The sequence below is a fragment of the Pantoea sp. JV6 genome, assembly GCF_025910055.1.
In the GTDB taxonomy this organism is placed as follows: domain Bacteria; phylum Pseudomonadota; class Gammaproteobacteria; order Enterobacterales; family Enterobacteriaceae; genus Pantoea; species Pantoea agglomerans.
In genome coordinates, this window is the sequence record NZ_JAPCIM010000003.1 from 540629 (window position 1) to 554489 (window position 13861).

12 protein-coding genes are annotated in these 13861 nt (G+C 55.1%); 11 read left to right on the top strand and 1 reads right to left on the bottom strand.

What is annotated here, in order from left to right:
* Positions 1 to 7: 7 nt before the first annotated feature.
* The 10 genes from OK412_RS06630 (at position 8) to OK412_RS06675 (ending at position 10003) form a co-directional block, all read left to right on the top strand.
* Positions 8 to 526, top strand: a complete 519-nt coding sequence (locus OK412_RS06630; protein ID WP_010247073.1) for a GNAT family N-acetyltransferase — start codon at positions 8 to 10, stop codon at positions 524 to 526.
* A gap of 9 nt (positions 527 to 535) precedes the next feature.
* A complete protein-coding gene (locus OK412_RS06635; RefSeq protein WP_010247074.1) occupies positions 536 to 1462 on the top strand; it encodes an amino acid ABC transporter permease in 927 nt (308 codons plus the stop codon).
* Entirely contained in the window at positions 1446 to 2240 is a 795-nt protein-coding gene (locus OK412_RS06640) for an amino acid ABC transporter ATP-binding protein (RefSeq protein WP_010247075.1), read from the top strand. Before OK412_RS06635 ends, OK412_RS06640 begins: the two co-directional genes overlap by 17 nt.
* Entirely contained in the window at positions 2237 to 3136 is a 900-nt protein-coding gene (locus tag OK412_RS06645) for an ABC transporter substrate-binding protein (RefSeq protein WP_010670374.1), read from the top strand. The genes OK412_RS06640 and OK412_RS06645 overlap by 4 nt, the downstream gene beginning before the upstream one ends.
* Positions 3137 to 3292: 156 nt before the next feature.
* Positions 3293 to 3853, top strand: coding sequence for a non-canonical purine NTP pyrophosphatase (locus OK412_RS06650; RefSeq protein ID WP_010247077.1), 561 nt, complete (start codon positions 3293 to 3295; stop codon positions 3851 to 3853).
* Entirely contained in the window at positions 3850 to 4644 is a 795-nt protein-coding gene (locus OK412_RS06655) for an SIR2 family protein (RefSeq protein ID WP_010247078.1), read from the top strand. Before OK412_RS06650 ends, OK412_RS06655 begins: the two co-directional genes overlap by 4 nt.
* Positions 4645 to 4802: 158 nt before the next feature.
* Entirely contained in the window at positions 4803 to 5147 is a 345-nt protein-coding gene (locus OK412_RS06660) for a YebG family protein (protein ID WP_033768961.1), read from the top strand.
* A 615-nt stretch (positions 5148 to 5762) separates the two neighbouring features.
* Entirely contained in the window at positions 5763 to 6596 is an 834-nt protein-coding gene (gene licT / locus OK412_RS06665; protein WP_010670373.1) for a BglG family transcription antiterminator LicT, read from the top strand.
* Between the two features lie 137 nt (positions 6597 to 6733).
* Complete coding sequence (gene bglF, locus OK412_RS06670) at positions 6734 to 8596, top strand: PTS beta-glucoside transporter subunit IIABC (RefSeq protein WP_264352901.1); 1863 nt, start codon at positions 6734 to 6736, stop codon at positions 8594 to 8596.
* Positions 8597 to 8608: 12 nt separating this feature from the next.
* The gene (locus OK412_RS06675) at positions 8609 to 10003 is read left to right on the top strand and encodes a glycoside hydrolase family 1 protein (RefSeq protein WP_163641347.1); all 1395 of its coding nucleotides are present in this window, start codon (positions 8609 to 8611) and stop codon (positions 10001 to 10003) included.
* Positions 10004 to 10071: 68 nt separating this feature from the next.
* On the opposite strand, the gene OK412_RS06680 is transcribed toward OK412_RS06675, so the two are convergent.
* Positions 10072 to 11199: a Fic family protein gene (locus tag OK412_RS06680; protein WP_264352902.1), complete on the bottom strand. Its 1128-nt coding sequence runs from the start codon at positions 11197 to 11199 to the stop codon at positions 10072 to 10074.
* A gap of 522 nt (positions 11200 to 11721) precedes the next feature.
* Here OK412_RS06680 and OK412_RS06685 point away from each other — a divergent pair.
* On the top strand, positions 11722 to 13662 hold the full coding sequence (locus OK412_RS06685; protein WP_264352903.1) for a methyl-accepting chemotaxis protein: 1941 nt from the start codon (positions 11722 to 11724) through the stop codon (positions 13660 to 13662).
* Positions 13663 to 13861 lie beyond the last annotated feature (199 nt).

Consider the following 13861-nt stretch of genomic DNA (forward strand, 5'->3'; position numbering starts at 1 on the left):
GCTGACCATGAGTGAATCCACTTTTCGCGAAGTTTCACCCGACGCGCCGGAGTTGCAACCGATCCTGGGCGGCCTGTTTGGCGAATATTCCGCACGCTATGGCGACTACTTTTCCCGTCGTAACGAGCTGGAACAGGAGCTGACCGAATGGTATCTGCCGCCGCAGGGGCTGTTTATCGTGCTGGAGCGTGACGGCGAGATCATCGCGATGGGCGCTTATAAACCCTATGACCCGCAGACCGCCGAGCTGAAGCGCATCTGGACCCGCAGCGATCTGCGTCGTCAGGGGCTGGCGCTGGTGGTGTTACAGGAGCTGGAGCGTCGCGCTTTACAGGCGGGCTATCAGCGGCTGTTTCTCACCACCGGCTTCCGTCAGCCGGAGGCGGTGCGGCTCTATACCGGTCACGGTTATCAGCCACAGTTCGATCTCAGCGGGGATCTGGAGCGTTATGGCCAGCCGCCGCACGACGGACGACTGCGTTTTATCAAAGTGATCGGCGTCTATAACGTCGCCGCGGCAAGTTAAGAGGTGACCATGAGCAAACATCAACATCTGCAGGTGGTGCCGGCACGCTACCCGGCACGCACGGCAGGGGCTATCGTTGCGCTGTTTATTCTGGCAGGCGTGGTGCAGTCAGTGGCCTTTAATCCGCGCTGGGAATGGAGCGTGTTTGCCCGCTGGTTCTTTGACCCGGTGATCCTGCACGGTCTGGGTCAGACGCTGCTGCTGACGCTGCTGGGTACGATATTCAGTCTGTTTCTGGGTGGTCTGCTGGCGCTGGCACGTCTCTCCTCATCCTGGCTGCTGAGCACGCTGGCATGGGGTTATATCTGGCTGTTCAGGTCACTGCCACTGATTGTGGTGCTGATCATTCTTTATAACTTCTCCTATCTCTACGACACCCTGTCTGTCGGCATTCCGTTTACCGGCCTCTCCTGGGGGGCGTATCAGACGATTAACGTGCTGGGGCAGTTTCAGGCAGCCGTTATCGGTCTGACGCTGGTGCAGGCGGCCTACAGCGCGGAAATTATTCGCGGCGGGATCCTCGGCGTCGATCACGGTCAGGTAGAGGCCGCGTCCGCGCTGGGTCTCTCCGCCACACGCCGCACTTTCCGCATCATTCTGCCGCAGGCGCTGCGCGCCATTATCCCCACCGCGTTCAACGAGATCATCAGTCTGGCGAAAGGCACATCCGTGGTTTATGTGCTGGCGATGCCGGAGCTGTTCTACACCATCCAGATGATCTACAACCGCAATCAGGAAGTGATCCCACTGCTGATGGTCGGTGCTGCCTGGTATCTGATTATCACCACCGTGTTGTCCGTGATTCAGTACAACGCCGAACGCTGGATGGCCCGCAGCGTCACCCGTGAACCGCAACCGTCGCGCTGGCGACAATGGCGCAACCGCGTCACGCCACTTCATCCGACCGAGGAGATCAGCCATGTCCGAAGCCATTGATTACCGCACCTCACACACTACCGGTGCCATCAGCATCACCGGCGTCAGTAAACGATTTGGTAAACATAAAGCGCTGGATGATGTATCGCTGTCACTGGCACCGGGGTCCGTCACGGTGATCCTCGGGCCGTCCGGCTCCGGTAAATCCACGCTGCTGCGCACCATCAATCATCTGGAACGGGTCGACGAAGGATTTATTCAGATTGATGGCGACTACATCGGCTATCAGCAGCGCGGCAATAAGCTGTATGAACTGAAAGAGAAGGCGATTCTGCGCCAGCGCATCAACGTCGGCTACGTGTTCCAGAACTTCAATCTGTTCCCACACCTCAGCGTGCTGGATAACCTGATTGAAGCGCCGATTGCCCATCGTCAGTTAACGAAACCGGAAGCGATACAGCGTGCGGGCGAACTGCTGGATATTGTGGGCCTGCGGCATAAAGCCGATGCGTGGCCGCGTCACCTGTCGGGCGGGCAGCAACAGCGCATCGCGATTGCGCGTGCGCTGATGCTCAATCCACGGGTCATGTTGTTCGATGAGCCGACCTCGGCGCTGGATCCTGAACTGGTGGGCGAAGTGCTGGATGTAATTAAAAAGCTGGCGCGTTCCGGCACTACGCTGGTGATTGTGACGCATGAGATCGGCTTTGCCCGGGAAGTGGCGGATAACGTGGTCTTTATGGTGGATGGTCGGATTGTGGAACAGGGCAGCACCACCCAGGTGCTCAATAATCCGCGTCATGAGCGCACCCGCCGTTTTCTGGCGCGCGTGTTATGAGGGCATTAACGTTAACGGTTCTGACGCTGCTTCCGGCGCTGGCCTGTTCTGCGGCTGAGAAGCTCGATGTCCTGCAAAACGAGACGCCGATTCATGCCCCGGCCAATCCGCAGGCTATTGCTCAAATTCCAGACAATTACCGCTTTATTGAACCGGGCACCCTGACGGTCGCTACCTCGGCGACCAACTCGCCGCCGCTGTCGCTGCTGGCGTCTGATAACGTCACGCGGATCGGCAGCGATCCCGATATCGCCCGACTCCTTGCTGATAGCCTGGGGCTGAAACTCAGGCTGGTTCCGGCTTCCTGGGAGGACTGGCCGCTGGGCATCAGCGCCGGACGCTATGATGTTGCGATGTTCAATATTGCCGTGACCGAAGAGCGCAAGAAGAAGTTCGATTTTGCGACGTATCGCGCCGACAACCACGCTTTTGCGGTGAAAAGCGACAGTCATATCAGCAAGATTAATAGTCCGGCGGATATTGCCGGTAAGCGGATTATCGTCGCCTCGGGCACCAATCAGGAGCGTATTTTACTGAGCTGGGATGAGCAGAACCGGGCTAAAGGTCTGCCTGCGGTAACTCCGATTTACCTGACTGATGATGCCTCCGCGACGCTGACGCTACTGTCGGGACGGGCAGATGCGATGTTTGGCCCTCACTCGATGGCGGCCTGGAAAGTGGCGTCACGCGGACAGACAAAGCTGGTTGGCAGCGGACCGTTTCGCGCCTGGGTAGCCGTGACCACCAAAAAGGGCAATGGCCTGGCACCCGCGCTGCAGGCTGCGCTGGATGGCACCATCGCAGGCGGGCAGTATCAGCAGGTGCTGGCACGCTGGGGCGAACAGGATGAGGCCATCACTCAGTCCACGGTGAATCCACCCGGCATTGTTTACTGAGTCTGCAGAATCGGCTCGCCTGCTGCGGCCGGTTCTGCGCACTTCAACCTGATGAGCACAGAATTGAACTACACTCTCCAGCGTTAGTGATTTATCCTGCCCGCCTGTTTCCGTAAAATCCTCACTGCGTGGCGGAGTAATTGACCTGGAAGCCCCATGAAAATCAGATTCCTTTCTGCCAATGAGCAAAAGCTGGCGGAGGTGCGCAAAATACTCGAACCTGTCGGGGTCGAAGTTCTGCCCATCGCCCGTCGCATCGAAGAAATTCAGACTGAAAACGAACTCGACCTGGTACGCGACAAACTGACCAAAGCCTTTTCGCTGATTGGGCGACCGCTATTTGTAGAGCATACCGGCCTCTATCTGGATGGCCTCAATGGCCTGCCCGCCGGTCTGACCCGCATCTTCTGGAACCGCCTGGACGCTGAGCGCTTTACCGCGCTGGTGCAGGGGCTCGACAGCCAGGCCGTGACGGCCAAAACGGTGCTGGGCTACTGCGATGGCCGCAAAATGTACCAGTTTTCGGGTGAACTGCGCGGCACTATCGCCGCGAAACCTGCCGGAACGCGTGGCTTTCAGTGGGACTGCGTCTTTATTCCCGAAGGCTATGAGCAGACGTTTGCTGAAATGGGCGAACTCAAGAATGAGATCTCGATGCGGCGCATCGCGCTGGATCGCTTCGCCACCTTTTTAAAAACCTCGCGGGGCATGGCATGAAACCTGAACTCAAACGCGCCTATGATTCCGGCAAACTGATTCTGTTTGCCGGTGCCGGTATTTCGCGCAATTTTGGCCTGCCCGAGTGGCATGAACTGATTGCGCATCTTGCTAATGAGCTGGGTTACGATCCAAAAATCTTTAATACCTATGGCACGCACCTGTCGCTGGCGGAGTATTACAAACAGAAAAAAGGTTCGCTTGGCCCGCTGCGCAGCTGGATGGATCGCGAATGGCATCGCCCCGATATTGATGTCCGCTCTTCTGAAATTCATACCATGATTACCCAGGGTAACTTTTCGCGTATCTACACCACCAATTACGATCGCTGGCTGGAAGCGGCGCATGAAGCGCACGGCGTACCCTATTATAAAGTGGCAAACGCCGCGGACCTGGTTTCTCTCACTGAAGATAAGCGTCACATCATCAAGCTGCACGGTGATTTTGATGATGACACCTCAATCGTGCTCGATGAGAGCAGCTATTTTGAACGCCTCTATTTTGATTCGCCGCTCGACATCAAACTGACTCACGATGTGATGGGCAACTCAGTACTGTTTGTCGGCTACAGCATAAGTGATTTCAATATTCGCCTGCTGTTTTACCGTCTGACCAAGATGTGGGGCCGCACCGGGCTGGCAACCGCCCGGCCAAAATCGTACCTGTTCACTAACCGGAACAACCCGGTGGCCAAAGAGGTGCTGGGGCAGTGGGGGATTGAGGTGATCGTCTCGGAAGAGGACGATCCCCGTAAGGCATTGGCGATGTTTCTTGAAGAGCTGCTGGTGTAGCCGCCGGCCCTCGCGGCGGAGAATGCGTCAGGAAAAATGAAAAAAGCCTGTGCCAGGTTAAGGTTAGCCCGTGCACAACCGATAAACTCTATTCTCTGCTGGCAAAGCAGGATCGGCATGATATACTGTATGCATACACAGTACCTGAGGGCGAGAAGATGGCTGTTGAAACAAAATTTGTAGTAGTCAGAAAGGGTGAAGAGAAGATGACGTTTGCCAATAAGAAAGAGGCCGATGCCTACGACAAAATGCTCGATATGGCCGAAGCCTTCACCGACTGGCTGTTACAGCATCAACCTGCACTGGATGAATCTCAGGCGGAAACGCTGGGCCTGCTGATTGCAGAGCAAAAAGATGCGGTTCAGCATATTCTGCGCACCAGCAAACTGCCGGAAGCGGCAGCAGCACCCGTCTCTCAGCCAGAAGCTGTCTCAGACGATAGCGCGGATGAGTCGCAGGAAGAGCCTGCTGCAAAGAAAGTACGCGCCGTTAAAGCTGCGTAATCTCAACAGCGCCGGAAGCGAACCTTCCGGCGTTGCTGTTTCTGAATAGCGGTTTGAGCTGTTCTCCTGCTAACTTTTTTACAGATAGTCTTCCTTCCACTCTTTTACCCTGCATAACGGGCTCTGACGCTCAACAGAACGATTTCACACATTAAGGGCTTTTCGTCCGATAAATCAAAACATTGTGATCAGTGACAAAAGCGTTCAAAGCGGTGTGTTTTTAGTCGCTAAATGGCAGTTAATGAACACTGCAGTCCATTAGTCGCTTTTTCAGACGACCTTCCTCGCATGACCATCTTCCTCCCATAACGTGAGTTTTCATTCCACTGAGCGTCATACCCCTTTTGCTGCCCGGAACCGCACCCCCGGCTTTAATACTGGTCTCGTCCGGCGGGTATCGCCACACGCAGGATGCCTGGGTGACTGAACTCAACACGGTAGTCACTTTTTAAGTTAATAAGAGGATTTCGATCGCTGTCACGCTTTTTGCCCTGACAGATTGAGGTCACGACTAAAACTGATAGAGTTCCCGAACTGGATTGTTACTGCTTAGGCAGGCAAAACCTGACTTCTGGCCTCTGTCGGATGTCAGGTTTTTTTGTTTCTGGGGTTCCGATGAAAATCGCCAAAATTCTTAATAACAACGTGGTGATGGTTCAGGATGAGCAGGGACGCGAACAGGTCGTGATGGGGCGTGGACTGGCTTTCCAGAAGCGCATCGGTGACAGTCTCAACGCTGCGCACATTGAGAAGGTATTTGCGCTGCAAAGTGATCTGCTGGTACGTCGTCTGGAGGAGTTGTTACACCAGATCCCTCCTGAAGTGATGACCACCTGCGACCGCATTATTGATCTGGCAACACAACGTCTGGGGACATTGCAGGAGAGCCTGTATATCACGTTGACCGACCACTGCTACTTTGCCATTGAAAGGCAGAAAAAAGGTCTGGCAATTAAAAATGTGTTGCTGTGGGATATCAAACGCCTCTACCCCAAAGAGTTCGAACTGGGTCAGGAGGCCAGGGCTATCATTTCACGTCGTCTGAATGTCGAACTCGCGGAGGATGAAGCCGGCTTTATCGCGCTACATCTGGTGACGGCGCAGCTCAATAATGAAATGCCGGAAGTGATGCATGTCACCCGGGTTATGCAGGAGATTCTGCAACTGGTGAAGTATCAACTGCAGCTGGAGTACATCGAATCGTCGCTGAGTTACCAGCGTTTTGTCACTCATCTGAAGTTTTTTGCTCAGCGGATGCTGACGCGTACCGTGGTGAACGATGACGATGTATCGCTGCATACAGCCGTAAAAGATAACTATCCCAAAGCCTGGAAATGTGCGGTGAAAATCGCGCAGCATCTGCAACAAAGCTATCAGCGTGAGCTGACCGCGGAAGAGATTATGTTTCTCGCCATTAACATCGAACGGGTGAGAAAAGAGGGGCAATAAGCTCTATAAACCGGATTGTTACTGCTTAACGCAGGCAAAACCTGAGCGCGAACTCTGAAAGGAGGACGTTCTCAGGTTTTTTTCATTTTTGGCTCAGTTAACTGATGTCCGCAGGCATCGGTTGTAAGGAAATCGAGATGGAATATCACACGCTGGCACAAGATATCCTCAGCCATATTGGTGGCCGGGAGAACATCGTAAGTCTGGTTCATTGTGCCACCCGGTTACGCTTCAAACTGAAAGACAACCATAAAGCCGATGCTGAAGGACTGAAGAAAAATCCGGGCGTTATTATGGTCGTTGAAAGCGGCGGGCAGTTTCAGGTGGTGATTGGCAACCACGTTCATGATGTCTGGCAGGCTGTGCGTAGTGAAGCGGGGCTGGCTGATGAGCTTTCTGCAGCAACAGAAGGGGAAAAGACCGGGGGTAATGTTTTCAACCATCTGATCGACATTGTGTCAGGCATTTTTACCCCGTTTATCGGCATTCTCGCCGCCTCAGGGATCCTAAAAGGTTTACTGGCGCTGGCCGTGGTCTGTGGCTGGCTTTCTGTTGAAAGTGGAACGTATAAAATCTGGTTTGCAGCCAGTGATGCCCTGTTTTTCTTCTTTCCTCTGGTGCTGGGCTACACCGCCGGGAAGAAATTTGGCGGCAATCCCTTTATTACCATGGTGATTGGTGGGGCGCTGACCCACCCGACGATGATTGCAGCTTTTAATGCCAGCCAGCAGTCAGGTGAAATGACGGACGCGTTTCTTGGCATCCCTGTAACCTGGTTTAATTACAGTGCGTCCGTTATCCCGATTATTCTCGCCGCGTGGGTAAGTTGCTGGCTGGAAAAGCAGAGCAGCCGGCGACTTCCCGCCTCCATGAAAAACTTCTTTGCGCCACTGATCTGTCTGAGCGTCACCGTGCCGCTGACCTTCCTGGTGATTGGCCCACTGGCCACGGGCTTAAGTCAGATACTGGCGAACGGCTACCAGTGGATTTATGCGCTGGCACCCTGGCTGGCTGGTGCTGCCCTGGGCGCGTTGTGGCAGGTCTGTGTGATTTTTGGTTTGCACTGGGGACTGGTGCCACTGATGATCAACAATCTTGCCGTACTGGGGCATGACTCAATGCTGCCTATGCTGTTGCCTGCTGTCATGGGCCAGGTTGGCGCGGCGCTGGGGGTGTTTCTGCGCAGTCGGGATGCACGACAGAAGATGCTGGCGGGTTCATCCGTGACCGCAGGGATCTTTGGTATCACTGAACCGGCTGTCTATGGCGTTAATCTGCCGCTGCGCCGTCCCTTTATCTTTGGCTGCGTGGCGGGCGCTATTGGCGGTGCCATTGTCGGCCTCAGCAGCACCCACGTTTATTCATTTGGTTTTGCCAACATCTTTACCATCGCACAGATGATCCCACCTAGCGGTGTGGATTCCACGTTATGGGGCGGTATTGCCGGGACGCTACTCGGGCTGATACTGGGTTGCGGCATGACGCTGGTAGCCGGTATGCCCCGAAACACGGCGCCAGACGCAGCGTTCCCGATTACCCCTGGCGAAGATGACATTCTGTCACCGATGACAGGCACCGTTTTGGGGCTTGGTCAGATTCCCGATCCAACCTTCGCCAGTGGCCTGCTGGGACAGGGTGTGGCCATCATCCCTTCCGACAACAAAGTGATTGCGCCTTTTGCGGGTGAGGTGGCCTCCCTGTTTCAGACCCGACACGCCATAGGGCTGCTGAGTCACAGCGGGATTAAGCTGTTGATCCATGTGGGTATCGATACCGTCAGGCTCGACGGCAAACCTTTCACGGCACATGTAAAAGTGGGCGACGCGTTCAGGGCCGGCGATCTGCTGCTGGAGTTCGATCGTCAGGCCATTCTCGATGCCGGATATGACCTGGCAACACCGATCATTATCACTAACAGCGATGAGTATCCTGAGGTGATGACTGTTGCAGGGACCGCGGTCACTGCAGGTACGCCTTTACTCAGCGTCACTCGTCAATAAAAGGAGAACAGGATGAAAACTTTCCCGGATTCATTTTTATGGGGCGGTGCTGTTGCCGCTAATCAGGTTGAAGGCGCATGGCGAGAAGAGGGCAAAGGCCTCTCAACCTCAGACGTTCAGCCACAGGGAATCTTTGGCCCGGTATCGGAGCGCGTTGAGGGCAGCCAAAGCCTCAAAGACATCGCGATCGACTTTTACCACCGCTATCCGGACGATATCAGGCTGTTTGCAGAGATGGGGTTCAGCTGTCTGCGGGTTTCAATCGCATGGACGCGCATCTTCCCGAACGGTGACGAGCAACAGCCCAACGAGGCTGGTCTGGCCTTTTATGACCGGTTATTCGATGAGCTGGCCGCACATCATATCACCCCACTTGTTACGTTGTCACACTATGAGATGCCCTGGCACCTGGTGAAGCAGTATGGTGGCTGGGGTAACCGTCAGGTGATTGGCTTCTTTGAGCATTATGCCCGTACGGTGTTTGCCCGCTACCGGCAGAAAGTCAGACTCTGGCTGACCTTTAACGAAATTAACATGTCGCTTCACGCGCCAATGACCGGTGTGGGTCTGCCGGGAACCAGCAGCAAAGCTGAGGTGTATCAGGCAATTCATCATCAACTGGTCGCCAGTGCGCTGGCGGTGAAAGCCTGTCGCGAGATTAACCCGAATGCCAGCATTGGCAATATGCTGCTGGGAGGGCTGGTCTATCCACTCAGTTGTAAGCCTGATGATGTGCTGGAAGCGCTGCAGGAGAACCGGAAATGGCAATTTTTTGGCGATGTTCAGTGCCGTGGTGTTTATCCGGGCTATATGTTGCGGTTCTTTCGTGAGAATAATATTCAGCTGGATATCACGGATACCGATCGTCAGATACTCCAGTCGACCGTCGATTTTATCTCGTTCAGCTATTACATGTCCGGTTGCGTGACCGCCGATGAAGCACTGAATCAGCAGATGCGGGGTAACATTCTGAGTATGGTGCCAAATCCTCACCTGCAGAGTTCTGAATGGGGCTGGCAGATTGACCCGGTGGGCTTGCGGACCTTACTGAATCTGCTGTGGGATCGTTATCAGAAGCCGCTTTTTATTGTTGAGAACGGACTGGGCGCCAAAGACATACCGGATGCAACGGGCGTCGTGCAGGATGATTATCGCATCAGCTACCTCAACGATCATCTGGTTCAGGTGCGTGAGGCCATTGACGATGGCGTGGAGGTCATGGGTTATACCAGCTGGGGGCCAATCGATCTTGTCAGCGCATCAAAAGCCGAATTGTCTAAGCGTTACGGTTTTATTTATGTTGACCGCGATGATACCGGGGAAGGTTCGCTGGCCCGCAGCCGGAAGAAAAGCTTTTACTGGTATAAAGAGGTCATTGCGACCAACGGGGCTTCACTTAAAGAGTAATTCCCGCACTCAGGAGTACATCACAACGATCGCGATGTACTCCCGGTTAGCAGTTAAAACAGCCTGGCTCAGGGCGTCTCGCGGGTGTTAACCTGATAGCGGGTACTCCTGCCTCCGCCTTCGAGCCGGTAAAGGCAGCCTTTTTCAACCAGATCGGCCAGATGACGGGTCGCGGTGGCTTTACTCACTTTGGCGACCTTCTGATACTGGCTGGCGCTGATCCCCAGTTCGAAACCCTGCTCGCCGCCATCCAGCAGCCGGTTCAGCACTTTCACCTGTTCCGGACTCAATCCCATCCCCTGATGCCGCAGCCAGAAACGCGCTTTAATCTGAGTGCGATCGATGACGTTCATCGCCTGTTGCAGACTCTCATCCAGGATATCAAGAAACCACACCAGCCAGTGGGTGATATCCAGGCCGCCTTTCTGCGTCTGCTCAAGGATGCGGTAATAACCGGCACGCTGCGTCAGAATGGCGGGTGACATGGCATACAGCCGGATGCTCTGACTGTCGGCCTGCGCCAGCGCCAGATCGGTTAACGCACGCGTGATACGACCATTACCATCATCAAAAGGGTGCAGGGTGACAAACCAGAGGTGGCAGATGGCGGCGCGCAGCAACGGGTCCAGCATCACATCATGCTGACTGCTGTTGAACCACTCAATAAACTGCGCCAGCTGCGGCTCCAGTCCCTGTCGCGGCGGCGCTTCAAAATGCACCGTGGGACGATCGATGCGACCTGAGATGACCTGCATCGGCTCACTGCCGCGCAGCGTGCCGACGCTCAGGCGCTGCACCGTCCACTCATCGGCCGGGAAAAGCCAGCGATGCCACTGACAGAGACGCTCAGGCGTCAGCGGCTGGCTGCGGTTGTTGATGGCATCGAGCATCATGGCAGCCAGGCCTTCTGAACGATCGGAGACCGGATAGGGCTGCTCTTCCGTCACGCCTAACCGACGCGCCAGCGATGAGCGGACCGATTGCACGTTGACCCGCTCCTCTTCAATCGCGGAAGAGGAGAGGATATTGCTGAGCAGGGTATCCAGCGTCTGGGTTTCACTGTCTGAATGCAGGCTGGCACGGCCCAACAGCAATCCGCGCTGCTGCTGCAGATGGCGCAGGCGCGGTAACAGCACTGCGTCCTGCCACTGAAAATGGGGCCAGTCCGGCTGTTGCCAGATCCAGGTAACGCTCATAATCGGCTCACGCTAAGGGTGGATGAGCCGAATAAAAGAGGTTATTCGGCTCACGGAATGAGTCGATAATAGCGAATATTTGGCTCACAGGCTAATCACGCGGAATTATGGGCAAAAAAAAGGACCCGAAGGTCCTGTTTGCTTAGCGGGAGAACTGCATAAAGGTGTCTGAATAGTAGTGAACGATCCAGGCGACATACGCCAGCCAGACAACCATCCCGACAGCTAATCCTGATTTACCGATCATTGTTCTATCTCCACTGCGATAAGGGGGCTACAGCAACTGTTGACATAAACTGACAGTAATGGCGGGCACCAGTATTGTTGCAGATCAAAAAAAGGCCGTTCATGCGCAGCGCCATAATCCCTTTGCGATCAACTTCCCGTAATCACGCGCTGTGAGACCCCCATCACGGCGGGGAAATGGCCATTAAAGTTCAAAAAAACGCCGCCGATAGATGATCTCAGGAGCACCATAACTACAAGGAGGTATTGAGCCAGGTAAATTTCAGGGGAAGCACTATGGTCAGTCAGTTAACACATAAGAAAAGAATGAGTACCCGTGCCCAGATGCTGATCATGGGTGGTTTAACGATAGTGCTGGGATTTACCGTGACGATTGGGGTTCTCAGCTGGCAATCCGGTAAAGAGCAGAAGGCGCTGGCCGAACAATATCTGCAGCAGATTGCGCAGAGCCGTGCCTTACAGGTACAGCAGGAATTGAGCCATGCACGTGATGTCGCGAGTCACCTTGGACAAAGTCTGATTGCCTTGCCCCACGCTGGTATTACCGATCGCAAAGCGGCCGATAAGGTGATGGAGTATGCGCTGCGTGCTAACCCTGACTATCTGTCGATGTCAGTGATATTTGAACAGAATGCGTTTGATGGCCGTGATACCGAGTTCGCTTCACAGCCGGGTCAGGCACCGCAGGGCCGTTATGCCTTTTTTGTCGATCGTGACGCGTCAGGTACTTACGCGATGCATCCGCTGCTCTCCTATCTGACACCGGGTCAGGGCGATTACTATCTGATCCCGCAAAAAACACAAAAAGATACGCTCACAGAACCCTATAGCTATGCCTATAACGGCGTGCCAACATTGCTCACCTCCGTCGCCGCCGCGATTATCGATCAGGGCACACTAAAGGCGATTGTTACCTCTGACATTTCACTGGCATCACTGCAACAGAAAGTGAATCAGATCAAACCCTGGCAGGGAAGCGGCTATGCGCTGCTGCTTTCTCACGGCGGGAATGTGGTCTCTTCGCCGGTGAAAGATGAAGCCGGGAAGCCCTGGAAAGGCGAAAAAGAGGGTTTTACGTCAAAAGTCGTCCAGCGATTTGATGCCGTGCTGGGTGAAGACGCTTTAGTCACCTGGCAGCCGGTGATGATAGGTAACAGCGACAAACCCTGGTATCTGGGCGTGGTGGCGCCGGTCAGTCAGGTGATGGCCGCCTCAAACCGGCAGCTGATGTGGGCGGTGATCCTGATGGTCGTGAGCGTTCTGCTGGTCGGGACGGTGCTGGGCATGCTGTTCAGCCGTAAAGTGCTGCGTCCGATTGGTGGCGAGCCGGCTGAAGCGGCGCATATTGCGCTGGCCGTCGCCGATGGCAAGCTGGATAACGCGATTGTGGTGAAAAACGGCGATCGCAGCAGCCTCTTTTTCGCCCTGGATACCATGCAAAGCCAGCTCCGGCAGATTGTCGGGCAGATTAAAGATTCCAGTGAATCAGTACGCCAGGGGGCGGGTGAAATTGCCAGCGGAAACCTCAATCTGGCGTCACGCACCGAACAACAGGCCGCCGCGCTGGAGCAGACCGCAGCCAGCATGGAGCAGATCAGCGCCACGATTCGCCTGAATGCCGATAACGCGCAGCAGGCGACCAGCCTGACTGAAAACGCTACCCACATCGCCAGTCGTGGTGCCTCGCTGGTGGGTGAGGTGGTGCAGACCATGGCGCAGATCGATGACAGTTCGAAAAAGATCGGCGACATTACCACCATGATTAACAGTATCGCCTTCCAGACCAATATTCTGGCGCTGAACGCGGCGGTGGAGGCTGCACGCGCCGGTGAGCAGGGACGCGGTTTTGCCGTGGTGGCTTCTGAAGTGCGTAATCTGGCCCAGCGCAGCGCGAACGCGGTGAAAGAGATCGGCGCACTGATTGAAGAGTCGAGCGTGCGGGTCGAGAGCGGCGTCCGGCTGGTAAACGATGCCGGTAAAACCATGCAGGAGATGATGCAGGCGGTGAATTCGGTGCAGGAGATTATCGGTGAGATTGTTACAGCATCAAGCGAACAGGCGCGTGGCATCAGCCAGGTAACGATTGCCGTCAATGAAATGGATGGCGTCACCCAGCAGAATGCCGCGCTGGTGCAGCAGATGTCGGCTGCCGCCAGTTCGCTGGAGGATCAGGCGCAGCAGCTGTCACAGACGGTAGAGCAGTTTCATCTGGCGTAAGCAGGCGTATGTTTCCTGATCCAGACTCTGCTTCACAAAATAAAAAACCCGCCGCTGGCGCAATGCTGATCAGTTAAGATTAGATTTGTAAAGGCTGTCACGGTTAAACGTGACAGCCTTTTTTTCCGGGCGAGCGAGCCGCAGTGCGGGCCAGCGCACCTCTGCTGCTGCCGGGCCGTCCTCGCGCCGCTCACGCGGT